This window comes from Pseudarthrobacter raffinosi (assembly GCF_023913835.1).
In the GTDB taxonomy this organism is placed as follows: Bacteria; Actinomycetota; Actinomycetes; order Actinomycetales; family Micrococcaceae; genus Arthrobacter; species Arthrobacter raffinosi.
In genome coordinates this window covers 268293-294896 of the sequence record NZ_JAMXBG010000003.1, presented here as the reverse complement: position 1 = coordinate 294896, position 26604 = coordinate 268293, and the positions used below count along the sequence as shown (strand labels likewise).

The following is a 26604-nucleotide window of genomic DNA, read 5'->3' as shown; positions in this document are numbered from 1 at the left end:
CACACACAAGGTCAATGAACTCGGTGCGGGTACTCAGAGGAAATGACCTGACCATTAAACGCTCCATCAATCAGAGCGTTGCAACGACCATATGACTCTGCCGCGGATTTGAGTGTATTAGCTGCCAGTTCGCGCGGGGGTGAGGGGCTTAAGTGTCCGTTCGCGCCGGGCGCGCGAAGGGGGAGCGGAGGGCGCGAAGCTTGTCGCGCAGCTTGCGGGCCAGCTGGTACGCGTTGTACCGGAGCTTTTGAACCGGGAGGTCCCAGGTGCCGGGGTACGCCACCTCGCGGCCGCCGAAGGACTTCTTGAACGCGGTGAAACCTGCCCATTTGTGGCTGGGCTGGTCCGCGGGCGCGACACCCCACAGGTCCACGTGTTTCAGGCCGCGGTCCTTGGCATCTGCCATCAGGGTCACCAGGAGCGGGATGCCCGCGCTGAGCTTGCGGTGCGTATCATCCAGGGCTGCGTGGGCATAAGTCCGGGTGTCCGCGGAATCGTAGGCCAAGGCCGCTGCGATGGGACCGCCGTGCAGTTCGGCGATGAACAGCGTCGCAGCGCCTGCCGGCATGAGGGAGGCCGCCACCTGCGTCAGGTACGCGTCGCTCTGCGGCTTGAACCCGTTCCGCCGAGATGTCATGTGCAGGAAGTTCAGCAGGATCCTGATGTCGTCCGGGTCCTGCGACGCCCGGAACGTGACGCCCTTCTTGTGGATATTCCGGTAGAGGTTCCGGTTCACGGGCTTCATCGCGGCGAGGACATCCTTGAAGTCACCTTCGAGGTCCACGATCCAGCTGAGTTCAGGCTGCTGGTTCACGGGTGCCGGCTGCAAGCCGCGCAGGCTGAGCTCCGCGGCGGCCGGCATCTCAAGCCCGGCGGACACCGGCTCAATCCGGACAAACACAGCGCCGCACGATCTGGCCGTTCCCACCAGGGCGGCCAGGGCGGCGTCGAACGCCTCCGCGGAGGATGCCACCGGCCCATAGGGGGCGTAGAGGACCTTTCCGGCCGGGTTTTTCTCCTCGACGGCCAGGAAGCTCCAGCCCGGGCCGGACTGCTGATGGACTGTGCGGCCAAGCGACGACTGGACATCCGCCCAGGCAGGCGTCTGCAGGAAGAATTCCACGGCTCAGGCCTTCAGGGATGTGGTCACGGCGAAGGCAACGGCAGGGGACTCGGCACCGGCCACCGGGTGGACATTGACCGGTGCTTCCGCGGCGGGAAGGAAAGCGCTCCCCCCGTGGGCCAGCTGCAGGTCGCCCTTGGGCGAATCGAGATACACCGATCCGGCAACGACAATAACGACGACGGCACCCGCCTGGGCCAGCGGCACCGGCTCCGCGCCGGGTGCCAGTTCGATCCGCTGAAGCTGGAACTCCCGGAAGGGCGGCTGGTAGAGCTCCTGGCCAAGGCCGGACACTTCCGGCGTGAGCATGGGGACTGCCACCGGCTGGAATTCGATGGTCCGCAGCAGCTCGGGCACATCGATGTATTTCGGCGTCAGCCCGCCGCGGAGCACGTTGTCCGAGGACGCCATGACTTCAACACCCAACCCATGCAGGTAGGCATGCACGTTGCCCGCGGGGAGGTAGACGGCCTCGCCGGGGGCCAGCGAAATCCTGTTCAGCAGCAGCGAAATCAGCACACCGGGATCACCCGGATACTTCTCGTTGAGGCTGATGACCGTGGACAGTTCTGCCTGGTACGGTGCCAGCGGAGCGCCGGAGATCAGGGCGGCCGCCACCATCGCTGTCGTGTGGGAGACGTCTTCGCCGCCCTTGATCAGCCGCTCGAAGGCAGTCCTGAGGCCGGCACCCTCGTCCGGGTTGTCCAGGACCTCGAGCAGCTCCACCAGCAGGGGCGGGATCCCGGTTTCCACCAGGTCGAAGCAGGCGGCAAGGTGGAGCAGAATCTTCCGGGTTGCTGCCGGAGAACGGAACCCGCACAGCGCTTCGAACGGTGTCAGCGCGAAGATCATTTCGGGCTTGTGGTTGTCATCGCGGTAGTTGCGGTGCGTGGCATCGGGCGCAATGCCTTCAGCATTTTCCCGGGCGAATCCGGCTTTGGCCTGGTCGATGCTGGGATGGACCTGGAGGGACAACGGCAGCGCGGCAGCAAGGATCTTGGTCAGGAACGGGAGCCGCGGGCCAAACTCGGCCACAGATTCGCTGCCCAGGAAATGGTTCGGATCTTCGGCGATCAAGGCGTCCAGCGGTGCCACGGAGCCGTCCACCCGGCGGGCCATTGAAGGGGCGCCGGGGTGGGCGCCGATCCAGAGTTCGGCTTCGGGACGACCGGACTCGGGGCGTCCCAGCAGCCCGGCGATAGCGGTTGTGGATCCCCAGGCGTAGTCGCGGAGGACGTTTTCAATTTCGTACACAGCCGGTATCCATTCTTGGTCTTCAGGTCTACGTAGTCTTGCAGTCACGTGCTGCGGCCGGGTTTTCCAGGCGACGGCCCAGCGGGCCTAGAGCGGCGCGCATTGGCCGTTGGTGGCCACGAGTTCACGCAGCGCCTGTTCGTTGCCTTCGCGTTTGAGCTGGTTCAGCATCGCCTCGGTGATCGGCTCGCCGTCGGGCGTTGTGGTCACCGGCGTGAAGTCCGACGACGGCGGGGCAGTCTGCGCGCGGACTCCCCCGGCTGCCAGGAACGCAGCCGTGGGCAGTTGCGAGGACGCCTGCAGCCGTCCGCCGGCCGCGGCGGGCTGCAAGATGCCGTCGACCGGCGTGGCAGCCTGGGGCTGCCCCGACGCGGAGGCCAGGAGCTGGTCCACCTTCTCGTGGATGATGTCAAAGTCGGGCACGGTGGAGAAGGATGCGTCAAAATCAGGTGGCCCGATGGTCAGCCGATTGACTTCCTGGCCTTTGGCCTTCATGGCGAGATCCACGAAACTGCCCAGCTGGGAGGAGGAGATGTTGGAATCCACCACTTTGGTGCCTGCGCTGGCGATGTCCTCGAATTTGGACACCAGCGTGGCCGGATCCAGCTGTTTGAGCATGGCCTGTTGGACACACTGCTGACGCTGGATCCGGGCGTAGTCGTCGACGAATTCGCGCGAGCGTCCGTACCAAAGTGCGCGGTCGCCATCGAGTGTTTGTTCACCGGCGGGAATCCAGCCCAAGGGCATGCCATGAGTGCGGGTAACCTCGTCGAAGTAGCCGCTCATCGGAACCCAGCCGCCGGCCTTGATTCGGATCCCGCCCATGGCGTCAATCAGCTTGGCGAAGCCCTCCATGTCAACCAGGACGTAGGCCTGGACCGTGATTCCGAGGGTTCCCGATACCGCCTCAAGGGTGGCCTGCGCACCGGGGTCCGCTACACCCGGATACAGGTCCGCGTGCTCGTTGGTCACTTCGGTGTTGATGGCGTTGATGAGGCACGCGTCGCCGCAGTCGTAGCCGTCCGGGTAGATCTCCCGCATGGGCGAGCCTTCGCTGAACTGGGCGTTCTGCAGGTTGCGTGGCACGGAGATGATGGCTGTCTGGCCGGTCTTTGCGTCCACGCTGAGTACGGACAGGCTGTCCGGGCGCCTGCCTGTACGGTCGTCGCCGGCGTCACCGCCCATCATCAGGAAGTTGTAGCGGCCGTCGACGGGATCGATCTCTGGTCCCCCCGCGAAGATGCTGCCGATGGCGTTGCGGCTCACGTTCAGCAGGTACGCGGCATACCCAAGGGTGCCGCTGCTCAGGACCAGGGCCAGGACCAGGGCAATGCCGACGGCGGGACGCGCCGCCGGTGCCAGCAGCACGGGGCGGATCAGCCGGAGGGTGTTGATGAACAGGAACGCCCATCCGAGCGCCAGGGCCACCAGGACGAGGATGATCACCAGCGAGGCAAACTGATTGGTGAGGATGTTGATCAGGAGCGACCGGTTCACGGCCAGCAGCAGCAGGGTGACCGCCAGCAAAGCCCAGGCGGTCAGGGTGACGCGCAGGGCAATACGGCCGAGCTTGCGGTCGCCGGCCACAATCTGGGCGCTGCCGGGCACCAGAAGGGTCATCAGGACCAGGGCAAAGCCCCGTTTGGTCCGGACGGGGGCTGAGGCGCTGGTCGGATACCGGACGGGATCAGTCATGACCTTGCCGGTTGCTGGCTGCTGCGGTTCGCTTCTGGACATGTCCGGTTCCTTAACGGCTGCCCCGGAGAACACCATTGCCGTCGGCGAAGACTTCGCTGACTTTCTGCCTGAGGTTGGCTCCCTTGCGGGTGGCGACGTCGTTGAGTTCCTGGGCGAAGTCCAGGAGGTCGGCACGGAGCGTGGCTGCCAGTTCGTCCGTGCCCGACGCGAGGATCCGGACTGCTAGCAGGCCTGCGTTCCGGGCACCGGCAATGGACACGGTGGCTACGGGAACGCCGGCAGGCATTTGCACGATGGAGAGGAGGGAATCCATGCCGTCCAGGGTCTTAAGCGGGACCGGGACGCCAATAACGGGCAAGGGAGTCACACTTGCCAGCATGCCGGGAAGGTGGGCAGCTCCGCCGGCGCCCGCGATGATGACGCGCAGCCCGCGTTCGTGGGCGGTCTGGCCGTACCGGATCATTTCGGTGGGCATCCGGTGTGCGGAGACCACATCGGCTTCAAAGGGGATGCCGAACTCAGCCAATGCATCCGCGGCGGCCTCCATGACCGGCCAATCCGAGTCTGAGCCCATGACCAGCCCAACGATGGGACGGGGGACGGTGCCGGTGGTGGTTTCGGTGGTCATGCGTTCTCCTCGGAAATCCGTGCTGATTCTTCGGTGGGAACCCGGCCGTCGCGGATGATGGCCGCCACCCGGGTTGCGCGTTGCCGGACCGAGTCCACATCATCCGTGGAGGTCCCTACGAGGTTGACATGGCCAATCTTGCGTCCCGGACGCACTGATTTTCCGTAGCAGTGGACCTTGGCGGCCGGCTCGCTGGCGAGGGCGGCCGGGTAGGCGGAAAACAGATCCTGGTTGTCGCCGCCCAGGAAGTTTTTCATGACCACTACCGGGCCCAGGATGTCGGTGGCACCCAGCGGCAGGTCCAGGACCGCCCGCAGGTGCTGCTCAAACTGGCTGGTAACCGAACCGTCCTGGGTCCAGTGCCCGGTGTTGTGGGGGCGCATCGCGAGTTCGTTGATCAGGAAGCCGACGCCGGAGCCCGGTGTTTCAAAGAGTTCCGCCGCCATGACTCCGGTGACGCCCAGTTCCGTGGCGACGCGCAGTGCCGCGTCTTCCGCAGCCGCGGCGACCTCGAGGGGGATGTCCAGGGCAGGGGCGATGACTTCGTCGCAGACGCCGTCCACCTGGATAGTGTGCACCACCGGCCAGGCTCTCGCTTCGCCGCCCGGGGTCCGCGCCACCAGCGCGGACAGTTCGCGGCTGAACTCAACTTTGGCTTCGGCGAGGAGCGGGCTCATGGCCTCGAACCACGGAGCAGCCTCTTCGGCGGCCTCGGCGGAGTCGATGATCCGCACGCCCTTTCCGTCGTAGCCGCCGCGGGGCATCTTGAGGACAACCGGCCAACCCGTTTCTTCGCCGAAGTCCACGAGCGCGGCGACGTCAGCGACAGCAGCCCAGATGGGGTTTGGGAGCCCAAGGCTGTCGATGGCAGCCCTCATCACCAGTTTGTCCTGGGCATTAAGCAGGGCGTCCGGACCGGGCTGGACATTCACGCCGGCGGCCAAAAGCGCGCGGAGGTGGTCCGTGGGGACGTGTTCGTGGTCGAACGTCATGACATCCAGGCCGGCCGCGAAGTCGAGGAGAGTCTGGAGGTCCTTGTAGTCACCCACCGGTGAAGTGGACACAGCAGACACGGCTGAAACGTCCTCAGCCTCAGCCAGGACACGGAGTTCAAAGCCAAGGGCGGTAGCGGCCGGAGCCATCATGCGCGCGAGTTGGCCGCCGCCAACTACGCCGATTACTGGAAAAGTCACATATGCCAGCCTACAGAAAAGCTCACCGGATCCGGGCTTTGGGACGTCGAAGGGCCCGCTTTTCGGGTATTTCCGCGATCACCCTTCACTCCGCGTGGGGCGGGTTCACCGATTTCGGGTCTAAAATAGACCTCTGGCCGTGTGGCCCAATGAACTGACGGCCATGGAGGGTCATGTTTAGCGCACTTGCAGATCGTATCCGGGGGCTCGCCTCGCTATTTTGGCGTGAAGTGGCCAAGTTCGGAGCCGTGGGCGGTGTGGCCTTCGTCATTGACTCGGCCATCTTCATCTGGCTGTTCACCGGACCGATGCACGGCAGCGAGGTCTGGGCCAAAGCGATGGCAACCATCGTGGCAAGCATCTTCTCGTGGGTTGCCAACCGTTACTGGACGTTCAGACACCGCAAGCAGGCCAATGTGGCCCGTGAGGCCGCGCTGTTCGCCGTCATGAACCTGGTGGGACTGCTGATCGCCTCAGGCTGTGTCTGGTTCGCGAAATACATCCTGGACCTGAACGACAAGCCCTCGCTATTTATTGCCGGCAGCGTCGTGGGCCTGGTCCTGGGCACCATCTTCCGCTTCTTCGCTTACCGGTTCTGGGTCTTCAACGAAGAACTGGATCAGGAGCCGGAGTTCTCCCACGACCACGAGCTCATCGAACGGCACCATCGTGAGAAGGCAGCTGCCGCTGCTGCCGTCGCCCAGCACGGGGAGCAGCCGGAGGCAGACTCACCGGAAAGCCGCCGGCAGCGGCCCTAACCCGGCCGTGCCGGGAAAGCTACTTGCCGTGGATGCGTTCTGCGGCCAGCAGCTTGTCCGTCAGCTCCACATCGGCGTGAGCCAGCACCACTGAACCACCGTTGTGCCACGCGCCAAGTGAGTTCGCCAGCGCCGGCTCCAGCCCTTCAGAGGCCGGGACCAGAAGCCTGACGCCTTCCTCATGCGGCGCCGCAAAACCAGTGATCAGGCTTTCGTGGATGTGCCGCTGGCCTCCGCCAGCCCGAATGGCACAGCCGGCCGCCGAAGGGTCCGTGTGCGCCATAAAGACGTCACCATGGGAGCGCACCTCGGCGGCGTAGTCGATGACTCCGGCAGGCAGGTCACCAGGCCACCGCATCGCCAGGGCTGGCAGCGCGACGGCGATAACGGCGTCGTGCTGCCCCTCAACGGTTCCGGGCCTGTCGGTGACCAGGAGCTCCGCCTCCCCGCCGCCCAGGACTGTTTCCATGCCCAGCTGCCAGGCGGCCAGTGCCCAGATCATTGACTTCCAGTGGGCTGGCAGGTCAAGAGTCAGTCGCATGCCGGGCTCGGCGTCAAGTTCGTCCTGCAGCAGATTGCTGGTTTTTGCCACCCAGTTGTCCAGCACACGACCGGAGAGTTCCACGCGCTCGGAGTCCGGGCCGTACCAGGTCAGGCGGGGCGACGTGGCGTGGCCGGAACGCAGGGAGGTCATCAGATCTATCGCCGGGATGCTCATGGCTTTATCTTGTCACGGACCCGGTGGGGCGTCCTTGGCAGGGATGCCGCGCACCGAGTCCCTAAGGGTCCTGGTCGGGTCCGGCCGGGCTGTGATGTTACTCACAGGAGTTTGTCATCTTATTTGTCTAATCGGGCTGCGCCTGTATTTTTTGGCAGCTATTCAGCGGAAACGGGACCTTTTGGCCGCCGATGCGGACTGCCGGGCCTCCGCGCGCCGGACCTTCGGAAAACTCCCGGGCGTGGCGTGACCGGGATTGGCCCGGAAAGTTGATTATTATCCGTCCACGGCTTGACTCCCCACTAGTTACACGCGTGTAATTAGATATCGAAAGTCACTGCATAAATACGGACACGCAACCGAGTGTCCAAGTATTCAGGCAAGGGCTGCAACATTTGGGGAGGGTCGCCGTGGGGCAAGCAGAGCGTATCCATGAAGATGCCGTCGTCGCCGGACTGGCAACGGCAAAATACCGCGCACGGGGGGTGCCGAGCGACTGGTTCGTCGATCCCGCGGATCCCGACGCCGCGGACCGTTACAATCGCAATACCAAAGACCCCCTCCAGGACCAGGCCACAGCCTTCCTGGCGGCGCACGAAGCACTCCTTGACGGCGGACACGACCAGGACGATGACGACCTGGATCCGCCCATGGAACTGCGCACCCCGGCACAGGGAACAAGTTCCCAGCCGGTGTGGATCGGACTGCCGTTCAGGCAGGACTTCGACGACGAAGGTGAACTCGGCTGGCAGACTGATGCATTGTGCGCGCAAACGGATCCGGAAGCCTTCTTCCCGGAGAAGGGCGGATCCACGCGCGACGCCAAGAAGGTCTGCGGTGCATGCAATGTGCGGTCGCAGTGCCTGGAATACGCGTTGGCAAACGACGAACGGTTTGGCATTTGGGGTGGCCTTTCCGAGCGTGAGCGCCGGCGGCTAAGGAAGCGAGCAATCTAATTCTTCAGGAAGTACATGTCACTGCCGTTGTGGTGTCCCACAACGGCAGTGCCTATCTCCCCAGAACCCTGGCTGCCCTCGCGGACCAGACCCGGCCCGCGGACTCCCTCATCGGAGTGGACACCGGATCCCGCGACGACTCCGCCGTCCTCCTGGAACGGGCCTTCGGCGCAACCAATGTGAGCACCTTTCCGCCCGGCAAGAGCGGCATGGGCGGCGCCGTGCGCGCCGGGCTCAACAAGCACACGCCCTGGGAAGGCCAGTCCCAGCGCGCCGCCACAGAGTGGGTCTGGCTGCTGCACGACGATGCGGCCCCGGCCCCGGAGGCGCTGGCCGAACTCCTCAGTGCGGTGGAGCGCGCACCATCCGTGACCGTGGCCGGCTGCAAGCAACTGGACTGGCACTCGGAACGCCGGCTGATCGACGTCGGACTCTCCACCAGCCGTTGGGCCGAGCGGCTTACCCTGATCGATGCCGACGAACTGGACCAGGGCCAGTACAACGGCCGCACCGACGCGTTTGCGGTGAACTCGGCCGGCATGCTGGTCCGCCGTGATATCTGGGAACTCCTGAAGGGCTTCGACCCCGCACTGCCGGGCACCGGCGACGACGTCGACTTCTGCTGGCGCAACCGCCTCGCCGGGCACCGCGTGGTGGTAGTTCCCACTGCACGGATGTTCCACGTGGCCCACCGGCCGCATGCCCAGGGAAACGCTTCCGCGGCGCGAAAAGCCCAGGTCCATCTGCGCCTCAAGCACGCCCCGCTGTGGAAGGTGCCTATCCATGCGGTCGGTGCGCTGCTTGGCAGCATGTTCAAACTCGTGCTCAGCATTGCGGTCAAGGATCCCGGGCACGGTTTCTCCCAGCTTGTGGCCACATTCGCTGCCCTGGCCCGGCCCGGTGCCGTGGCAAAGGCCCGCCGGACCGCGGCAAACAGCCGACGGATCCGGCGGTCCGTCATCAAGAAGCTGCAGACGCCACGGCGTGAAGTCTGGAACCACCGCCGCTCCCTGATGGAAGCCCTGGGCGCCGACAACTCCACGGCCGATGGCCTTGTCCATGACCCCCTGGCGGACCAGCCCACGGGGGACTCATCGGATGACTTCGCTGCCCTGACCACCACCGAACGGGGATGGGTGGGGACAGGCGCCATCGCCGCCATCATCATCGCGTCCGCAGCTTCCCTCACAGCGCTCAGCGGGATGTTCCGGGCCGACGCTGTTTCCGGTGGAGGCCTCATTCCGGTGTCCTCCACCCTTGGCGAAATCTGGCACCACGCCTCCAGCTGGTGGATCAGCCTGGGGGCAGGGCTTCCGGGCAAGGGCGACCCCTTCGGCTATGTGCTGTGGATCCTTGGCCTGCTCGGCGGGGGAGACGCCAACGCGGCCATGGCCTGGCTCCTGCTGCTCGCCGCCCCGCTTTCCGGCCTGACCGCATGGTTTGCGGCCGGGGGCCTGACCATCCGGCGCCGCTTCCGCCTCGTTGCCGCACTCTTCTGGGCGGCCGCTCCTGCCTTGCAGATAGCACTGAACCAGGGCCGGGCCGGTGCCTTGGTGGCCCACATCATGATCCCGCTGCTCGTCCTGGCACTCCTGCGTGCCACCGGGTCCGCTGTGGGCCACGGACGGTTCATTGTCCCGTCCCCGGGTGACGGGCGTTTCACCGAAAAACCACCCGCACGGCCTGGGATCAACGGCATGCCGTCCTGGACTGCTGCCGCCGCCGCAGGGTTGACGCTGGGTGTTGTGACCGCGTCGGCGCCTTCACTGCTAGTCCCGGCCGTTGTGGTTATTGTGCTCTGCGGGCTGATGCTTGGCCGTCGTGGCCGCACCGTGTGGTGGGCTCTTTTGCCCAGCGCCGCGCTCTTTCTTCCCTTCGGGCTGTCCGTTATCGACCGGCCGCGGGCATTGCTGGCAGACCCCGGTGTTCCGCTGGGATTCGAGGCGGCCCCGCTGTGGCAGCAGTTCCTGGGCCAGCCGCTGCTGTTCTCCGCCGACGGTGGCCTGTCCGGCCTTCCGTTCTTCAGCGGCCAGGCGATCCCATGGGCACTCGTGCTCGCATTTCTGCTGGCCGTTCCCGTCCTGCTGCTTGCCGTTGCCGCCCTGTTCCTCCCGGGTATGCGCAGCAGGACAGCACGTGTTCTCTGGGTGGCGGCTCTGGTGATCTTCGCCGGTGGCCGGCTCGCAGGGCACGTTGCCACCGGCGCAACTGCCGACACCCTCGTGACCCCGTTCACCGGACCAGCCGTCTCCGCCGCAGGGTTCGCCCTGCTCGGAGCCGCCCTGATTGGTGCCGAGCGTTTGCTTGATGCCGCGGACCGGGCAGCCTCGCCCAGTATTCGGCGCAACGTGGCCCTTCGCTCCGCGACGGCCCTTGCCATGGTGGTGCTGCTGGCCGGTCCGCTGGCCGGCATGGCGGTGTGGTCGGCCCAGAACCTGCTACGTTCCTCAGCCGTTGCACTCCCGGCCGACGTGCCGGCAGGGCCCGCGCTGGGAACGCCACGGCTGGTGCAGCCAGGCAGCGCCAGGACGCTTCCCGCCACCGCCATAGACCGTGGCACCGGACCGGAGCAGACACGCACGCTGCTGATCGGCACCCAGGAGAACGGCTCCTTTGACGCGGCCCTGATGCGTGGCGCCGGGACCACCCTGGACAGCTTGTCAACGATTGCCGCCGCCCGGAACATCCTGGGCGCGCCCGACCAGGAGACGGTCAGGGAGGACGACGACGTCACGGCGTCCATCCGCAGCGTGGTGGCCACGCTGGTGGCCGGCCAAGGCGTGGACCCCCGTCCCGAGCTCGAGCGCCTTGGTGCCGGATTCGTGGTGCTGCGCTCGGCAGATACCGCCGCCCAGCTCACGGCCAGCAGGATGGACGCAGTTCCGGGGCTCGTTGCCGTCGGCCAGACGGATGTCGGCTGGCTCTGGCGGATCACGCCGCTGAACCCGCCGGTACTGCAGCCCGCCGACGTACCCCATCGCGTCAGGATCGTGGACGGCACCGGCGCCACTGTGGCACTGGTGCCCTCCAAATACGACGACGTCGACACCCCCGTCGCCGAGGGACCGGAGGGGCGGCTGGTGGTGCTCGCCGAACGGGCTGACCCGGGCTGGAGCGCCTGGTTCGACGGGCGGAAGCTCACTGCCACAACATCCGGCTCGGCCCAGGCCTTTACCTTGCCTGCCACCGCCGGCCAGCTGACCATCCGCTACGACACCCCGTGGGCCCTCTGGTCCGGAATCGCACAGATCACGGTGATAGGACTCACTGTGATGCTCGCCATTCCCATGCCCGCGCGCCGGCCCAACACAGGGCTCTCGAGGGACGAGGGATCTTTGCGTAAGGAACATCAGAATGCATAAGGACGCAGCCCGCAGGACCCCTCGCAAGCAGATGCTGGCAGGCCTGGTCTCGGCCGTGGCGATTGTGGCCACAGCCGGCGCGGGACTCGCAGCCTCCTCGGTCGCCCCGCAGCCGGCGGGGAGCCGCAGCATCCCGGCCGTGCTGGCTGCAGTTCCCGCAGGCGCCAGCACGGGGGTATGTCCTGGCCCGGCCCGCCTGCTCGAAGGAACAGAGGCGGGCACCGACCCCCAGTTCAGCCCCGAATCCGCGACCGCCAAGAGCGCTGTCACGGGCGCCGTCCTGAGCGCCCCCGGCGGTGTCCTCCCCGGCAGCAGGCTCGCCGCCCTTGACGGGACGCCCGCCGTCGAGATCGCCAAGGACGGCAGCCAGCCCGGCCAGGGGACAGGTCCCCAGGACCTGACCGCCGGCGTCGTCGCCGGGCACAGTGTGGATGATGCCAGCTTCCTGAGCGCCGACGCCCAGGCAGGCCAGAAGCCCTCAGCCGCCGGGCTTATGAGATTCACCGCCACCGACGGTGACTTGCAGGGCTCGGCGGCTGCCAATTGCCAGCCGCCCGCCAACGACCTCTGGCTGTCCGGTGCCAGCACCACCGTGGGCCGCACCTCCCTTCTTGTCCTCAGCAACGCCTCAAGCACACCTGCCACCGTCAGCCTGGAGCTCTTCGGCAGCAAGGGTCAGATCCGGGCCCCGGGCAGCAGGGGGCTGCTGGTCGCGCCGGGAGGTACCCGCTCAATCGTGCTGGCTGGCCTGGCCCCTGGTGAAGCCCAGCTCACCGTCCATGTCCGGAGCGCCGGCGGTCCGGTGGCCGCGTCTATCCAGCAGAGTGTCCTGAGGGGACTGACGCCCGGCGGCGTCGACTTCATTGCTCCGGGCGCCGCACCTGCCGCACGGCAGGTCATGACCGGAGTGGACATCCAAGACGCCGGCGCGATCTCCGCATTGACGGGAAACAGCGGCTTCAACGACGCCGGCCCCGCGCTGGCCATCACGGTTCCGGGACCGTCGGACGCGGTAGTGGAGGTCAAGCTCTTCGGCCGGGACGGCCAGAAAGCCCTCCCCGGCGGCGGCGTTGTCACGGCAAAAGCCGGGTCCGTCACCGAGATTTCCCTGGCTGGCGTCCCCGCCGGCCACTACACGGTGTCCACCAGTTCGGACGTGTCATTTGTGGCCGCAACCCGCGTCACCCGGGGCGTCACGAACGAGAAGGCCTCGGACGTCGCCTGGGCTGCCTCCGGTGTCCGGCTGGGAAGCCAGCATGTGGTGCCCGTGCCCCATGGCGGTGACCGAACCCTCGTGTTCGGCGTCCTCGAGAACCGGGCCACGGTCTCCTACGCTGCCATCACCGCGGACGGCAAGATCCGCGCGGCCGCCACTGCCGACGTCGCCGGCGGCACCACAACGTCCATCAAGGTCCCCGAGAAGGTGGACGAGTCGGTAGTGGTGGCGTACGTTGTCTCCGCGTCAGGTGACGCTGCCTACGGCGCGCTGCTCCTGCAGCAGGACGGCCGGGACGACATCTCCACGGTCGCCTTCACGCCGGCGGCTTCAGGGCAGGAAAAGGTGCCGGTCTCCCTGGGGTACTGACAGGACAGTACCGGCGGCGTCAGTACCGGCGGCGGTAGACCGGATCCAGGGTTTCCGGCGCTACGCCGAGCATTTCGGCGGTGTGTTCCACGACGACGTCGTGCACCAGGTCCTGGAGTTCCTCCCGGCTGGCGCAACCCTGCTCAACTACCCGGCGGTACAGGGTGATCACCGGGCCTTCCTCTGCCGTGGCGGGAGTGTAGGCGCCCATGGGAGGCGGTGCGGCGTCGGCCACCAGTTGCTCCAGCTGCGGGGGTATTTCGTCGACGGCAAACCGGACGCCGTCGAGCGTTTTGCCCCAGATGTCGTGGAGCCGCTGCGCGGAATCCAGCACCATGTCGTCAAAGCGGTCCGACCGTGTCCTGTAACCGGGGTGCGTTGGCAACACCAGCTCCCCGCGCAGGCCGCGACCGTGGCGGTTCCGGCGGCGCATCGCAAAGCTTCGGCCGGGCGAACCCGAACCCGTTTCTGCGGCGCGGTCATCCGGGTCAGCCAAACGGACCGTAAAAGCTGAATCATGGTTCGATGACTGCATACCTTGACTGTAAACCCGGGCGCAGAATTACGCGACATAACCCCGGTTTTCGCGCCAAGGCGCGGCGCCGATTCGGCAAATACTCCGAACAAGTTGGGATACGGAGTAGTCTGTGATGTCGTGGTAGCTATCCGTCAATGTTCAAGGTCAGCCTGCCGTCAGTCGGCGGTGGCAACTTTGACGTACGTCTATGCCGACTCCACCGCCGTCCTGGGTCCGCTTGCCACCTACGCCGAGCCGCATTGTTACGATTTGTGCGAGCAGCACGCCGGGTCGCTGACGGTGCCCCGCGGCTGGGAAGTGCTTCGCTTGGCGATGCCCACAAGCCCGCAGCAGCCCGGACCGGACGACCTCCTGGCCCTCGCCAACGCGGTCCGCGAAGCAGCGGCCCAGCCGCCCAAGTCGCAGACCACGCCGGGTCAGCGTGGCTCGCATTCAGCGCTGGAGGCCCCGGCCGGCACCGAAGGTGTCCGCCGGGGGCATCTGCGCGTCCTGCGCGAACCTTCCTGAGGCGGATCTGGCGGTAGGCTGGAACCTGCTAATCAGTCAGCCAACGGCGCGAACGCGCCCCTGTCGGGAGCACCAATCATGCCAAAGATCAGTCCTGAACTGTTGTCCGTCCTCCGCTGTCCCGTGACCGGATCGCCCCTTGTCCAGGAAGGCGAAGAGCTTGTGTCGACGGCGGCGGGAGATTCGGGCGTTAAGCTGCGCTACCCGATCGAGGACGGTATCCCGCTGCTGCTGCCGCCGGAACTTCTCCAGGCCGCCACGGCTGCCGGCTCGGACCAGCACGATCACGCCGTCCGGCCGGCCACGGACCCAAGCCCCGCCACGGACAAAACCGCAGCTACTGCCTAGGCAACGCCTGGACAACACGTACCACCACCAGCGGTCGACTTTCGCGCAGAGGCTTCAACGCCGTCGCCGCCGTCGGACAAAAGCAAAGGAACCCCATGACATTTGACTACAAGGTAGCCGACATCTCGCTGGCCGAAGCCGGCCGCCACCAGATCCGCCTGGCCGAGCACGAGATGCCAGGCCTGATGTCACTCCGCAAGGAGTTCGGACCCACCCAGCCGCTGAAGGGCGCCCGGATCGCCGGATCCCTTCACATGACGGTCCAGACTGCCGTCCTGATCGAAACCCTCACGGCCCTCGGTGCCGAGGTCCGCTGGGCCTCCTGCAACATCTTTTCCACCCAGGACGATGCCGCTGCAGCCGTCGTGGTGGGCACGGGAACGGTCGAGGACCCGCAGGGTGTCCCGGTGTTCGCCTGGAAGGGCGAGACGCTGGAGGAATACTGGTGGACTGCACAGCAGATCCTGGCCTGGCCCGGCGCGGACACCGATCCGGAGCTCGGCCCGAACATGATCCTGGACGACGGCGGCGACGCCACCATGCTGGTCCACAAGGGCGTTGAGTTCGAAGCTGCCGGCGCTGTACCGGCGGCAGGCGAAGACGAGTCCGAGGAAGGCAGGATCTTCCTGGACGTGCTGCGCGCCTCGCTGCAGGAAGACCCGCAGCGGTGGACCCGGATCGGGGCCAGCCTGCGCGGCGTCACCGAGGAAACCACCACCGGCGTGCACCGCCTCTACCAGCTGGCTGAACAGGGCAAGCTGCTGTTCCCGGCCATCAACGTCAACGACTCGGTCACCAAGAGCAAGTTCGACAACAAGTACGGCATCCGCCATTCGCTGCCTGACGGCATCAACCGCGCCACCGACGTGCTGATGGGCGGCAAGGTGGCCGTCGTCTGCGGTTATGGCGACGTCGGCAAGGGAGCCGCAGAGGCATTCCGCGGCCAGGGTTCCCGCGTCATCGTCACAGAGATCGACCCCATCTGTGCCCTCCAGGCAGCCATGGACGGCTACCAGGTGGCCAAGCTGGAGTCGGTGCTGAGCCAAGGCCACATCTTCATCACCACCACAGGGAACAAGGACGTCATCCTGGCCGAACACATGGCCGGCATGCGTGACAAAGCCATCGTGGGCAACATCGGCCACTTCGATAACGAGATCGACATGGCCGGTCTGGCGCGGATCCCCGGCATTAAGAAGGTGGAGATCAAGCCGCAGGTGCATGAGTGGGTGCTCGACGCCGGGACCGCCGAAGAGCGCTCCATCATCGTCCTGTCCGAGGGACGCCTGTTGAATCTGGGCAACGCCACCGGCCACCCGTCCTTTGTGATGAGCAACTCATTCGCCAACCAGACCATCGCCCAGATCGAGCTGTGGACCAAGCGGGACCAGCCCGAAGGCGAACGCGAATACAGCAACCAGGTCTATGTCCTGCCTAAGATCCTGGACGAAAAGGTTGCCCGCCTGCACCTCGACGCCCTCGACGTGGAGCTTACGGAACTCTCCAAGGAACAGGCCGACTACCTGGACCTGGACATCGCCGGACCGTACAAGCCCGAGCACTATCGTTACTGACGTGTGATGCCCCGGGTGCAGACCACGCCCGGGGCTGTTATGTCCAAGCATTAAGATCGGACTATGGAACCTGTTGTTAAGCCACGCCGGCGGGGGACCGCCAAGAAAATTCTCTTGGTGGCAGCCGTGTGTGTCCTTGCCGCAACGGGCGGCGTCTTCGCCGCCGTCGCGCCGGGTTTTGCGCGCGGTGGCCTGGAGTCCGAAGCCAGCTCGGCAGTCCGGTCCGTGCCGGGCGTCGCATCGCCCGTGGTGGCCCCGGCCAAGGTGGACGTCACGCCAGCCAACGCCGCAAACCAGGTGAACCCGGCAATGCCGGTGTCGCTTAAGGTGGGCAACGGCAGGATCGAGAGCGTCACGCTGACCAGCACCGCCGGCGAAGTAGTCCACGGCACCTTTGCAGGGGACGGCAGCACCTGGACAGCGACAGACCCGCTGAAATTCAACACCGAGTACAGCTACTCGTATGTGGTCACTGACGGGGCGGGACGGGATACCAACACAACAAACTCGTTCAGTACGGTTTCGAGCACGCACGAGGCGGATGCTGCCATCTACCCGCTGGACGGGATGAAGGTTGGCGTGGGCCAGCCGCTGCAGGTCATCTTCAGCGAACCGGTGGTCAACCGGGATGCCGTGGAAATGGCCATCAAAATCACCTCCAGCGCAGGGCAGGCCGGGGCCTTCCACTGGTTCAGCGACACCATGGTCCGGTACCGCCCGGAAGCCTTCTGGGCGGCGAACTCCACCGTCACCATGGACATGCAGCTTTTCGGCGTGGACCTCGGCAACGGCCAGATTGCCAACTTCAACAAAAAGGTCACCGTGAATTTCGGTGACAAGCGGGTGGCTATCGCCGATGCCGCCGCACACACTTTCACGCTCAGCGTTAATGACCAGGTAGTGAAAACCCTCCCGGTCAGCATGGGCGATCAGCGCTTCCCGTCAGCGCGCGGCTACGCGGTTCTGATGGAAAAGAACCGCTATGACCGCTTCCGGGCGGCCAGCATCGGACTCAAGCCCGGCGATCCGGCCTACTACGGCGAAGTGGACGTGGAGTATGCCATCCGCCTCACCCTGAGCGGCGCCTACATCCACCAGGCGCTGGAGTCCGCCTACCCCTTCATCGGCAACACGAACGTATCGCACGGCTGCATCGGATTCGCTCCCGACGGCGCCGCCTGGGTATTTGAGAACATGACCACCGGCGATGTGGTTCAGATCATCAACACCGAAGGCGACTACGCCGCCGTCGACGACGGCTATGGCGACTGGAACATCCCCTGGGCGGAGTACAACAACTAAGCACCGTTTGGCCCAGGACCAGGACGAGGTTAAGGCCTATGGCCCGAACGGCAGGCGGTCCAACCGCTCCGCCGTGGCCGCGTTCCGGCGCCGGGCCTGCTGCAGCCGCGCGAGTTCACGGTGACGGCGTTCGGCGGTGACGGCCGCCAGGTACTGGTCCGGGCTGGTTCCCGGGGGCGGCGGAGGGGCCACATGCCCGGCCAGTTCCGTGGCGATCGACGCTGCCATTCCGGCGGCGGACAGCGGTGACATGCGTCCGGCCTGCCGGATGAATTGGGCGGCCTGCCGTGCGGTCGCATCCGGGATCCGGCCGATGTCCGCAGCTGTGGCCCAGCCCTGAAGCTGTGGGGGAACAAAGACGCGGACCGGTACCTCTGCCGGCACGCGGCGGCGCAGCGCATACGTGCCGGCAAGGATGTCACCCAGCCGCTTGGAGCGGCTGTTGAAGAGGGCGACGCCGATGGCGAGGCCACCCAGGGTGAGGTAGATTTCCAGGAATCCAGTCAGCCCCCGGATCACGGCGTGGCGGAACCGGATGGCGCCGCCGTCGTCCCTGACCACACGCAGGCCGGTCGCCAGTTTTCCGAGCGAGAGCCCCCGGGTGAGGGTCTCCACGGCTACCGGGACAATCACGAAGCAGAAGACCACGCTCACCAGCGTCAGCGCCCGCATTGCTGCCTCGTCAAGGTCCTGGCCGGCGGCTGCGACGCCCAGCAGGATCAGGACCAGCAGGATGATGTTGAACAGGACATCCAGCAGCAGGCCAAGGGCACGGGCGGCGAAGGATGCGGGGCGCAGTTCCAGGACAACGGCCTCGCCGGTGATTATCGAACTCAAGCGGATACCCCAATCCCTGGTCAGCCATCCTGCGGACCTTCACAGTCTATGGCGGCTAGGCTGTTGCCGTGGATATGGATGCCTTCTCCGCCGCCAACGGGGACAAGTGGTCAAGGCTGCACCAGCTCGCCCATAAGCGGCGCCTCAGCGGCGAAGAGGCCGATGAACTGCTGCGCCTTTACCAGTCGACGTCGGCCCACCTTTCCTTCATCCGGTCGATTGCCCCGGAGAGCGGCCTGTCGGCTTCCTTGTCCGCCACCCTGGCCCAGGCCCGGACCCGTTTCACAGGCGCACGGTCCAACGTGATGGCGGACCTGGCCCGGTTCTTCGTGGCTGCCCTGCCGGCGGCTTTGTACCGCCTGCGGTGGCTGACGGTGGCCTGCGGCGCCGCATTTATCCTGGTTGCCGGCGCCTACGCGCTCTGGATCGGGACGTCCCCCGAGGCCCTGCGGTCCGTTGCCTCCGAGGCTGCGGTCCGGCAGTACGTCGAGAAAGACTTCATTGGCTACTATTCGGAAAATCCTGCGGCCTCGTTTGCGGGGGCCGTCTGGACCAACAATGCCTGGATCAGCGCGCAGGCGGTGGCCCTGGGCATCACCGGCTTCTGGGTACCCATGATCCTGTTCACGAACGCCCAGGGCGTCGGGATCGCCGCCGGAGTTTTCGCCGCCGTGGGCCGGCAGGATGTCTTTTACAGCTACATCCTGCCGCATGGCCTGATGGAACTGACGGCTGTTTTTATTGCCTGCGCGGCGGGCTTGAGGATCTTCTGGGCCATGGTGTCCCCGGGACCACGGACGCGGGGACGTGCCGTGGCGGACGAAGGCAGGTCGCTGATCACCGTGGCCCTGGGGTTGGTGCTGGTGCTGTTCGTTTCCGGATTAGTGGAAGGTTTTGTCACGCCCAGCCCGCTTCCGGTGTGGGCCAAGATCGGCATCGGCCTGGCGGTGCTGGCTGCCTACTGGGGCTACGTCCTGATATGGGGACGGCGGGCCTATGACGCCGGTGAACGCGGCGACTTGGTGGCTGGCGACGCTGGATACAGTGAAATCGCCGCATGAATCCGGGAGCGACGGGGTGGCTCCTCGCCCTTGTGGAGGAGCGGGCGGTAGGCTCGATATCAGATACACGGCGCTGCCCGGATCAGAGCCGGCGGCGTGGAACCCAACGGAAGTGACGCTGCTGTGAACGACAATTCGCCGACCCCTGCCAAACGCACGGAGCCGCAGCCGGATCCGGACCTGGATACTTCGTCGGACTCGGAAGAGCCGGCTTTTGCCTGGCTGAAAGACTCCGACTCCAGCACTCCCGACGTGTCCCCAGCACGTAGCGCCGGTGCCGGGCAGGGCGGTGTCACCCAGCCCGAAAGCCGCGCCGGCCGCAAAGCCGCGGAGGCCGCCGTCGAACCTCCCGCCGCGGTACCTTCCGTAGAAGAGTCGCTCCGCAAAGAACCGTCCGCCCAGGGCGCCACCCGAAACGGTGCCCACTTCAGCGAGCCGCTGCCCACGTCAGCGCTGCAGGTCCGTCCGCCGCAGGAGGAAGTGGAGCGCCGCAACGCGGAGCGCGAAAGCGCAGCCAACGCCAAGCCCGTGGCCCCGCGCATCTGGCAAGTCCTGCTGGCCCTTTTCTACCCGGTGATCCTGCTCGTGCTGGCCGTCCGTGCGGTCACCAGCCCGCTGTTCCTGTGGGCCGAGTACAACAGGCCCGGGTTCCCGGGCGACGGGTACGGGTTCAGCACCGACGACCGGATGACGTACGGTTCCTACGCGGTTGACTACCTCAGCAACTGGGCGGGGCCGCGGTATCTGGGTGATCTGGTCAATCGCAGTGGCGGGGACCTTTTCAAGGACGGCGAAGTCGGCCACATGGCGGACGTAAAAGTTGTCATCCTTTCCGCGTTTGGCGGGGGAGCACTCCTGATCGTCCTCAGCCTCGTGGCCATCGCCTACCTGCGCCGCCGCAGCACCGGCGGTGTGCGCCGCGGACTCTTCGCGGGATCCATTGTTGCGCTGGCGATCATTCTGGGCCTCGGCGCATTGGCCGTGCTCGGCTGGCAGCAGTTCTTCACCGAATTCCACCGGATCTTCTTCGCCAGCGGTTCCTGGACGTTTGCCCTTGAAGACACGCTGATCAGGCTGTTCCCGGGCCAGTTCTGGATCGATGCCGGTATTGTCATCGCCGCGCTGGTCCTCCTGGTGTCCCTGGTAACGCTCATCCTCACTTGGCCCACCCGCCGTCGTCGCGGCCTGGCCAAGGATGAGCCGATAGCCGCTGAGGCGTAGCCCCAAGCAACTGCACGTGCTCAGCCGTTTATTTTGGCGGGCAGGTTCTTGCGGCCGGTGATGGTCAGGAAGCCCTCCCGGTCCAGCTCGCCGAGGTCCCCGGTACGGAAGAACCCGTCCACAAAGGCCTCTGCGGTGGCCGCTTCGTTGGCGTGGTAACCCTTGAACACGCCGATCCCCTTGACCAGCACTTCGCCGTCCTCGGCCACCCGGATGGTGGTGCCCGGCAGGGGGACGCCCACGCTGCCCACCCTGGTCCGGGCGGGCGTGTTGGCCGTACAGGGGGCGGTTGTCTCGCTCAGCCCGTAGCCCTCAAGGACCGGGATCCCGGCGCCCCGGAAGAAGTGCGCGTCCTCAGGTGCCAGGGGGCCGGCCGCCGATACCGCGTAACGGACCCGGCCACCAAGGAGCTGGCGGAGCTTCGGGTACACCAGGCGGTCAAAGACGGCGTGCCGCGCCCGCAACGCCAGCCCTGGTCCGCTGCCCCCGCCGCGGGCGACGGTGTCCTGTGCCGTGGAGAAACGGACGGCGGCGGCTGACGCTGCCCTGAAGATCCCCGCGTTCCCGGACCCGGCAGCCTGGTGCGCGGCGTCCGCCCGGACCTTCTCGAAGATCCGGGGCACCGCCAGGAGGAACGTGGGTTTGAACGTGCCCAGATTCGCCCGCAGATCAGCAGGACGGCTGACGTGTCCCAGGGTGGCGCCCGCATGGAGGCACGCCACCTGGGCGGCGCGGGCGAGCACATTGGCCAGCGGCAGGAACATCAGGGTGCGCGCATTCTGCCCCTTGAGGATCTCCGGGAGAAAGGCGACGACGTTGACGGCCACGAGTGCAAAGTTGCCGTGGGTGATCACGCAGCCTTTGGGCCGTCCGGTGGTGCCGGACGTGTAGGCCAGGGACGCGACGTCGTCCAGGCCCGCGGCGGAGCGGTGGCGTTCCAGCTCGGCGTCCGTGACGCCCATTCCGGCAGCCGAGAGGCTGGCGAGGTTCGGGGCGTCGTCGTCGTCATCCATCCTCACCACGGGGACCAGCCGGTCCTTGAGCAGGATGGAAGACTCCATGATGCCTGTAATAAGCGACACCTTGCCGCGGTCCTGCGCGAACACGCGGCGCGCGCCGGCGTCGTGCAGGATCCACTCCATCTGGCCGGGGGTTGAGGTCTCGTCGATGGGGACGCTCACGCCGCCGGCAAACCAGATGGCGAAGTCCACCAGGGCCCACTCGTAGCGGGTGGCGGACATGACGGCCACGGTGTCGCCGGGCTCCAGGCCGCCGGCGATCAGTCCTTTGGCGAGGGCACAGACATCGTGCAGGAATTTTTGCGCCGGAACGTCGGTCCAGCCGTTGGGGCCTTTGCGCGCGTAGAGGGCGTGGGCCGGGTTGGCGGCTTCCCGCTGGCGCAGGAGATCGGTGACATTGCTGCCGGGCTCCAGCTCCACCAGGAGGTTTGTGCTCGCTTCTCGCACGGGGGCGTCTCCGTTCCGCTGCCTCAACGCAGTTCGCGGCTGGTCAGGGTTTCATGCAATCCTGCCTTAGATCCAGGACGGCATCCACATCCGGTAGCGCCATTCCTGATAGGGGATGGTCTCCGCGGTCCACACCGGGTAGAAAAATGCGGACAACAGGACTGCCCCGGCGACGAAGAGTGCCACCAGGTAAACACCGGCCCGCCGGCGCCAGAGCGGGTCGGTGTCCCGGCCCAGGACGAGGCCCAGGCAATACACCAGCGCGAGCACCAGGAAGGGCTCAAAGGAGACGGCGTAAAAGAAAAACATGGTCCGCTCCGGGTACAGGAACCACGGCAGGTAGCCGGCGCCCACGCCCGCAAGGATCGCCCCTGCGCGCCAGTCCCGGCGCCCGGCCCACCAGAACAGCAGGACCACCAGCGAGATGGCCGCTCCCCACCAGATCATCGGGTTCCCCACCGAGAGAATGGCGGAGGCGCAGTTGGGCACGTCGCATCCCGGGGCGCCCTGCTCCGGCTTCTGGTAGAAGAACGACGTCGGCCGGCCCATCACCAGCCAACTCCAGGCGCTTGCCTCGTACGGGTGTTCGGAGCCCAGTCCCTGGTGGAACTTGTACGCCTCCAGATGGTAGTGCGCCAGCGAACGCAGGGAGTCCGGCAGCCAGCCCCACTCCGCTGAGGGGTTGCTCTGGGCCCACCTCCGGAAGTAGGCGCCCTCGGAACGGAACCAGCCCGTCCAGGTGGCGGTGTAGACCACCGCCGCAACCGGAACCATGCTGGCAAAGGCAGGCAGTCCATCCTTGATGATTCCGCCGCTGACCCAGCCGCGGATTCCCGCGACGCGCCGTGCGTTGAGGTCCCACAGGACCGTCAGCACGCCGAAGCCGGCGAGGAAAAACAGGCCCGACCATTTGGTGCCTATGGCGAGTCCCATGCACACGCCCGCGGCGAGACGCCACCAGCGGATCCCCAGCCACGGTCCCGCCAGCAGTTGGCTGGCTGCGGGCCGAGCGTTCCGGGACGCGGCCGCGAGCCGTCCGAGCCGTGCGGCCAGCCGCCGTCGTCCGTCATCGCGGTCCAGCAGCAAAGCCCCGAAGGCCGCCAGGAGCCAGAACATCAGGAAGATATCCAGGAGGGATGTCCGCGACATCACCAGGTGGTGGCCGTCGACGGCGAGCAGCAGGCCCGCGGCGGCAGCCAGCGGCACTGAGCGGAACAGTTTCAGTGCAATCAGCGTGAGCAGCAGGATGGACAGGGTTCCGGTCAGTGCGGCCGCGAACCGCCAGCCGAACGGATTATCGGCTCCGAAGAGCCACATGCCGCCGGCGATCATCCACTTGCCCACGGGCGGATGGACCACGTACTCGGGAGTGTCCAGGAGGATGGCCGGGTTGCCTGCGTTGAAGGAGTCGTTGGCCTTGTCCGGCCAGCCCCGTTCGTAGCCGCTGACCACGTAGGAGTAGGCGTCCTTGACGTAGTACGTTTCATCGAAGACCAGGCTGTGCGGCGTGTCCAGCCGGACAAAGCGGAGGACGCCGCCGATCACGGAGGTCAGGGCGGGCACCAGCCAGAACCAGAGACGCAGCGACGGCGGGTAATCCCGCCAGCTGCGCGTGCTGCCGTTCAGGCGCTCGCGGAGGGCTGTGGCAGAGAAGGCCTCCGCCGGACGGGCGATCCACGGGCCTCGTGCCGGCGCGATGGTCTGGACGGCCTCGGCAGGCCGCATGGAGGTCTGCGTCACGAGCCCCATGCTACCTTTTGCAGCTTGGGCCGCCGGCCAGCAGTACGCTGGGGGAGTGGACCCTAACCCCAGCACCTTCGCCGATTCCCGCCCCGCAGAACCTTCCCTTGCCGCCGGGGAGGAGCCAGAGACAGAGGTTCACGTGGCAGCGGACCCGGCTGCAGCGGCACCCGTCGCCACGGGGCCGGGCCGGATTGTACTGGCGGCAACGCCCATCGGGAATACGGGAGACGCGTCGGCCCGCCTGATCGAGCTCCTGGGGACGGCGGACATCGTGGCCGCCGAAGACACCAGGCGCCTGCACCGCCTTGTCCAGAGCCTCGGAGTCACCGTCGCCGGGCGGGTCATCAGCTACCACGAGCACAACGAGGCCACCAAGACCGCGGAACTGCTGGAGCACGTCCGGTCCGGCAAAACCCTGGTCATGGTCACAGACGCCGGCATGCCTTCGGTCTCGGACCCGGGGTTCAGGCTGGTGGAAGGCGCTGTGGCAGCCGGACTCACCGTGACCGCCGTCCCTGGCCCGTCCGCGGTACTGACCGCCCTGGCACTGTCCGGTCTGCCCACCGACCGCTTCTGTTTTGAGGGATTCCTGCCCCGGAAAGCCGGCGAACGGGCCTCGCGGTTGGCGGACCTTTCGGCCGAACGCCGGACCATGGTGTTTTTTGAGGCCCCGCACCGGCTGGAATCGATGCTGCGGGCCCTGCGCGAGCGTTTCGGTGCCGAGCGGCGGATCGCCGTCTGCCGGGAACTGACCAAGACCTACGAGGAAGTTATCCGCGGGACGGTCGGGGAACTGTTGCTGTGGGCCGAAGGCAACGAGGTGCGCGGCGAGATTGCCGTGGTGCTGGGCGGCGCCCCTGAGCAGGCGCCGGGCACCCCCGAGGACCACGTGGCGGCCGTCAACGAGCTGGTGGCCCAGGGAATCCGGCTCAAGGAAGCCGTGGCCGCCGTAGCCGAGGACGTCCGCGTCAGCAAGCGGGAGCTGTACTCGGCGGTCCTCGCGGCACGCTGAGCGTACTAAAGGCCAGCTGTGCAGCTGCACAACGAAATCTCGCTTCAGCAGTGCGTCCAGGCGTAGACCCTCTGGCGGCCGCGGCAGTAGTGTGACAGTAAATCAGCCAAACGGCAGGCCGCCCAGGCCCTGCGCCAAGGCTGAACCAAACCTTACTGACGAGGGAGTCACCGTGACTGTCACCGCACAGCCAGCTGTTACCGCGGAGCGCGAAATCGCACTGCTGGCCTCTGTTCCCACCGGATTGCTGATCAACGGCGAATGGCGCCCGGCGGCGTCAGGCAAGACATTCGACGTCGAGGACCCCGCCACGGGCAAGGTGCTCCTCAGCATCGCTGACGCCGGCGCCGAAGACGGCAAAGCTGCTTTGGACGCGGCCGCCGCAGCGCAGGAATCGTGGGCGAAGGTCCCGGCCCGTGAACGCGGCGAAATCCTGCGCCGTGCCTTTGAGATGGTTACGGCCCGTGCCGAGGACTTCGCGCTGCTGATGACCATGGAAATGGGCAAACCGCTGGCCGAGGCCCGCGGCGAGGTCGCCTATGGCGCCGAGTTCCTGCGCTGGTTCTCCGAGGAAGCTGTCCGTGCGTTTGGCCGCTACTCGGTCTCGCCCGATGGCAAGTCCCGCCTGCTGGTCACCAAGAAGCCGGTGGGCCCGTGCCTGCTGATCACGCCGTGGAACTTCCCGCTGGCCATGGCCACGCGCAAGATCGCCCCTGCTGTCGCGGCCGGCTGCACCATGGTGCTGAAGTCGGCCAACCTCACGCCGCTGACCTCGCAGCTGTTCGCGGCAGTCATGCAGGAGGCCGGCCTGCCGGCCGGAGTCCTGAACGTCATCCCCACGTCCACGGCAGGGGCCACCACCGGCCCGCTGATCAAGGACCAGCGCCTGCGCAAACTCTCGTTCACGGGCTCCACCGAGGTGGGCCGGCGCCTGCTCGCCGACGCGTCCGAGACCGTCCTGCGGACCTCCATGGAACTCGGTGGCAACGCCCCGTTTGTGGTGTTCGAGGACGCGGACCTGGACGCCGCCGTCGCCGGTGCCATGCTGGCGAAGCTGCGGAACATGGGCGAAGCCTGCACCGCGGCGAACCGGTTCATCGTCCACGAGTCCGTCGCCGACGAATTTGCCCAGAAGTTCGCCGCGAAAATGGGTGAGATGACCACCGCCCGGGGCACCGAACCGGAGTCCAAAGTGGGTCCGCTGATCGATGCCAAGAGCCGGGATAAGGTTCATGAGCTGGTGTCCGATGCCGTGGCCTCCGGCGCCAAGGCTGTCCTGGGCGGCGCCCCGGCCGAGGGCCCGGGCTACTTCTACCCGCCCACCATCCTCACCGGCGTCACCGAAGGCACGCGGATCCTGTCCGAGGAAATCTTCGGCCCCGTCGCCCCGATCATCACCTTCGGCACCGAGGACGAAGCCGTCCGCCTGGCCAACAACACCGAATACGGTCTGGTGGCGTACGTCTTCACGCGCGACCTGAACCGCGGCATCCGGATGGGCGAACGGCTCGAGACCGGCATGCTCGGCCTGAACGCCGGTGTCATCTCCAATGCCGCCGCACCGTTCGGCGGCGTCAAGCAGTCCGGGCTGGGACGTGAAGGCGGCCTCGAAGGCATCGAGGAATACCTCTACACCCAGTACATCGGCATCGCGGACCCCTACGCCGGCTGAAAGGATTGACCTCCGGCTGACAGGATTATCCTCCGGTCAGCCGCTTCC

General features: G+C 66.5%; 21 protein-coding genes and 1 pseudogene. 12 read left to right on the top strand and 10 right to left on the bottom strand.

The annotated features are described in order from the left end of the window. Positions 1–148 precede the first annotated feature (148 nt). The 5 genes from NG697_RS04950 to NG697_RS04930 form a co-directional block, all read right to left on the bottom strand. Entirely contained in the window at positions 149–1123 is a 975-nt protein-coding gene (locus tag NG697_RS04950) for a lipid II:glycine glycyltransferase FemX (RefSeq protein ID WP_252613711.1), read from the bottom strand. A 3-nt stretch (positions 1124–1126) separates the two neighbouring features. Further along, positions 1127–2377, bottom strand: coding sequence for a mannose-6-phosphate isomerase, class I (manA, locus tag NG697_RS04945; protein ID WP_252601008.1), 1251 nt, complete (start codon positions 2375–2377; stop codon positions 1127–1129). 87 nt (positions 2378–2464) lie between these two features. Next, entirely contained in the window at positions 2465–4114 is a 1650-nt protein-coding gene (locus tag NG697_RS04940; RefSeq protein WP_252613710.1) for an LCP family protein, read from the bottom strand. A 10-nt stretch (positions 4115–4124) separates the two neighbouring features. Beyond that, on the bottom strand, positions 4125–4703 hold the full coding sequence (gene purE, locus NG697_RS04935; protein WP_058929643.1) for a 5-(carboxyamino)imidazole ribonucleotide mutase: 579 nt from the start codon (positions 4701–4703) through the stop codon (positions 4125–4127). Then, positions 4700–5848 carry a 5-(carboxyamino)imidazole ribonucleotide synthase gene (locus NG697_RS04930; protein WP_252601146.1) on the bottom strand — a complete coding sequence of 383 codons (1149 nt, stop codon included), beginning with the start codon at positions 5846–5848 and terminating at the stop codon, positions 4700–4702. The genes purE and NG697_RS04930 overlap by 4 nt, the downstream gene beginning before the upstream one ends. Positions 5849–6069: 221 nt before the next feature. Here NG697_RS04930 and NG697_RS04925 point away from each other — a divergent pair, with 221 nt between their 5' ends. Next, positions 6070–6654 (top strand): GtrA family protein, encoded by a 585-nt coding sequence (locus tag NG697_RS04925; protein WP_252601014.1) that lies wholly within the window; start codon positions 6070–6072, stop codon positions 6652–6654. A gap of 19 nt (positions 6655–6673) precedes the next feature. Here the strand turns inward: NG697_RS04925 and NG697_RS04920 are convergent, their stop codons facing one another. Next, positions 6674–7372 carry a TIGR03089 family protein gene (locus NG697_RS04920; RefSeq protein WP_252601016.1) on the bottom strand — a complete coding sequence of 233 codons (699 nt, stop codon included), beginning with the start codon at positions 7370–7372 and terminating at the stop codon, positions 6674–6676. A 410-nt stretch (positions 7373–7782) separates the two neighbouring features. Here NG697_RS04920 and NG697_RS04915 point away from each other — a divergent pair, with 410 nt between their 5' ends. Genes NG697_RS04915 through NG697_RS04905 form a run of 3 tightly spaced genes read left to right on the top strand, consistent with a single transcriptional unit; the run spans position 7783 to position 13275 of the window. After that, a complete protein-coding gene (locus tag NG697_RS04915) occupies positions 7783–8328 on the top strand; it encodes a WhiB family transcriptional regulator (protein ID WP_252607817.1) in 546 nt (181 codons plus the stop codon). Between the two features lie 29 nt (positions 8329–8357). Next, positions 8358–11690, top strand: coding sequence for a glycosyltransferase family 2 protein (locus tag NG697_RS04910; protein ID WP_252613709.1), 3333 nt, complete (start codon positions 8358–8360; stop codon positions 11688–11690). Next, complete coding sequence (locus tag NG697_RS04905; RefSeq protein WP_252601021.1) at positions 11683–13275, top strand: DUF5719 family protein; 1593 nt, start codon at positions 11683–11685, stop codon at positions 13273–13275. Before NG697_RS04910 ends, NG697_RS04905 begins: the two co-directional genes overlap by 8 nt. A gap of 19 nt (positions 13276–13294) precedes the next feature. On the opposite strand, the gene NG697_RS04900 is transcribed toward NG697_RS04905, so the two are convergent. Further along, positions 13295–13810 carry a metallopeptidase family protein gene (locus NG697_RS04900; RefSeq protein ID WP_058929637.1) on the bottom strand — a complete coding sequence of 172 codons (516 nt, stop codon included), beginning with the start codon at positions 13808–13810 and terminating at the stop codon, positions 13295–13297. A gap of 120 nt (positions 13811–13930) precedes the next feature. Here NG697_RS04900 and NG697_RS04895 point away from each other — a divergent pair, with 120 nt between their 5' ends. The 4 genes from NG697_RS04895 to NG697_RS04880 all read left to right on the top strand — a co-directional run bounded on the left by NG697_RS04895 (position 13931) and on the right by NG697_RS04880 (position 17544). Continuing rightward, complete coding sequence (locus NG697_RS04895) at positions 13931–14320, top strand: DUF3499 domain-containing protein (RefSeq protein ID WP_252613708.1); 390 nt, start codon at positions 13931–13933, stop codon at positions 14318–14320. A gap of 78 nt (positions 14321–14398) precedes the next feature. Continuing rightward, positions 14399–14668, top strand: coding sequence for a Trm112 family protein (locus tag NG697_RS04890; protein ID WP_104061004.1), 270 nt, complete (start codon positions 14399–14401; stop codon positions 14666–14668). Positions 14669–14763: 95 nt separating this feature from the next. Further along, positions 14764–16242, top strand: coding sequence for an adenosylhomocysteinase (gene ahcY, locus NG697_RS04885; protein ID WP_248761945.1), 1479 nt, complete (start codon positions 14764–14766; stop codon positions 16240–16242). Between the two features lie 63 nt (positions 16243–16305). Next, a complete protein-coding gene (locus NG697_RS04880; RefSeq protein WP_252613707.1) occupies positions 16306–17544 on the top strand; it encodes a L,D-transpeptidase in 1239 nt (412 codons plus the stop codon). A 36-nt stretch (positions 17545–17580) separates the two neighbouring features. Here NG697_RS04880 and NG697_RS04875 read toward each other — a convergent pair whose 3' ends face one another. After that, on the bottom strand, positions 17581–18381 hold the full coding sequence (locus NG697_RS04875; protein WP_252601027.1) for an RDD family protein: 801 nt from the start codon (positions 18379–18381) through the stop codon (positions 17581–17583). Positions 18382–18449: 68 nt separating this feature from the next. On the opposite strand from NG697_RS04875, the gene NG697_RS04870 reads away from it, so the two are divergent. Next, on the top strand, positions 18450–19442 hold the full coding sequence (locus NG697_RS04870) for a stage II sporulation protein M (RefSeq protein ID WP_252601030.1): 993 nt from the start codon (positions 18450–18452) through the stop codon (positions 19440–19442). Positions 19443–19565: 123 nt separating this feature from the next. Then, entirely contained in the window at positions 19566–20663 is a 1098-nt protein-coding gene (locus NG697_RS04865) for a TIGR01906 family membrane protein (protein WP_252607820.1), read from the top strand. A 47-nt stretch (positions 20664–20710) separates the two neighbouring features. Here the strand turns inward: NG697_RS04865 and NG697_RS04860 are convergent. Next, a pseudogene (locus NG697_RS04860) lies at positions 20711–22129 on the bottom strand (AMP-dependent synthetase/ligase); the annotation flags it as partial. A gap of 66 nt (positions 22130–22195) precedes the next feature. Continuing rightward, complete coding sequence (locus NG697_RS04855; protein WP_374209889.1) at positions 22196–23878, bottom strand: dolichyl-phosphate-mannose--protein mannosyltransferase; 1683 nt, start codon at positions 23876–23878, stop codon at positions 22196–22198. Positions 23879–23924: 46 nt separating this feature from the next. Here NG697_RS04855 and rsmI point away from each other — a divergent pair, with 46 nt between their 5' ends. Further along, the gene (rsmI, locus tag NG697_RS04850; protein ID WP_252601035.1) at positions 23925–24884 is read left to right on the top strand and encodes a 16S rRNA (cytidine(1402)-2'-O)-methyltransferase; all 960 of its coding nucleotides are present in this window, start codon (positions 23925–23927) and stop codon (positions 24882–24884) included. Positions 24885–25056: 172 nt separating this feature from the next. Then, positions 25057–26556 carry an NAD-dependent succinate-semialdehyde dehydrogenase gene (locus tag NG697_RS04845; protein ID WP_058929629.1) on the top strand — a complete coding sequence of 500 codons (1500 nt, stop codon included), beginning with the start codon at positions 25057–25059 and terminating at the stop codon, positions 26554–26556. The last annotated feature ends 48 nt before the right edge of the window (positions 26557–26604 follow it).

Bases quoted from the DNA above. Each gene is read 5' to 3' on its own strand.
- NG697_RS04940 (WP_252613710.1), bottom strand. From the start codon at position 4,114: ATGTCCAGAAGCGAACCGCAGCAGCCAGCAACCGGCAAGGTCATGACT.
- purE (WP_058929643.1), bottom strand. From the start codon at position 4,703: ATGACCACCGAAACCACCACCGGCACCGTCCCCCGTCCCATCGTTGGG.
- NG697_RS04930 (WP_252601146.1), bottom strand. From the start codon at position 5,848: ATGATGGCTCCGGCCGCTACCGCCCTTGGCTTTGAACTCCGTGTCCTG.
- NG697_RS04925 (WP_252601014.1), top strand. From the start codon at position 6,070: ATGTTTAGCGCACTTGCAGATCGTATCCGGGGGCTCGCCTCGCTATTT.
- NG697_RS04920 (WP_252601016.1), bottom strand. From the start codon at position 7,372: ATGAGCATCCCGGCGATAGATCTGATGACCTCCCTGCGTTCCGGCCAC.
- NG697_RS04905 (WP_252601021.1), top strand. From the start codon at position 11,683: ATGCATAAGGACGCAGCCCGCAGGACCCCTCGCAAGCAGATGCTGGCA.
- NG697_RS04900 (WP_058929637.1), bottom strand. From the start codon at position 13,810: ATGCAGTCATCGAACCATGATTCAGCTTTTACGGTCCGTTTGGCTGAC.
- NG697_RS04890 (WP_104061004.1), top strand. From the start codon at position 14,399: ATGCCAAAGATCAGTCCTGAACTGTTGTCCGTCCTCCGCTGTCCCGTG.
- ahcY (WP_248761945.1), top strand. From the start codon at position 14,764: ATGACATTTGACTACAAGGTAGCCGACATCTCGCTGGCCGAAGCCGGC.
- NG697_RS04880 (WP_252613707.1), top strand. From the start codon at position 16,306: ATGGAACCTGTTGTTAAGCCACGCCGGCGGGGGACCGCCAAGAAAATT.
- NG697_RS04855 (WP_374209889.1), bottom strand. From the start codon at position 23,878: ATGGGGCTCGTGACGCAGACCTCCATGCGGCCTGCCGAGGCCGTCCAG.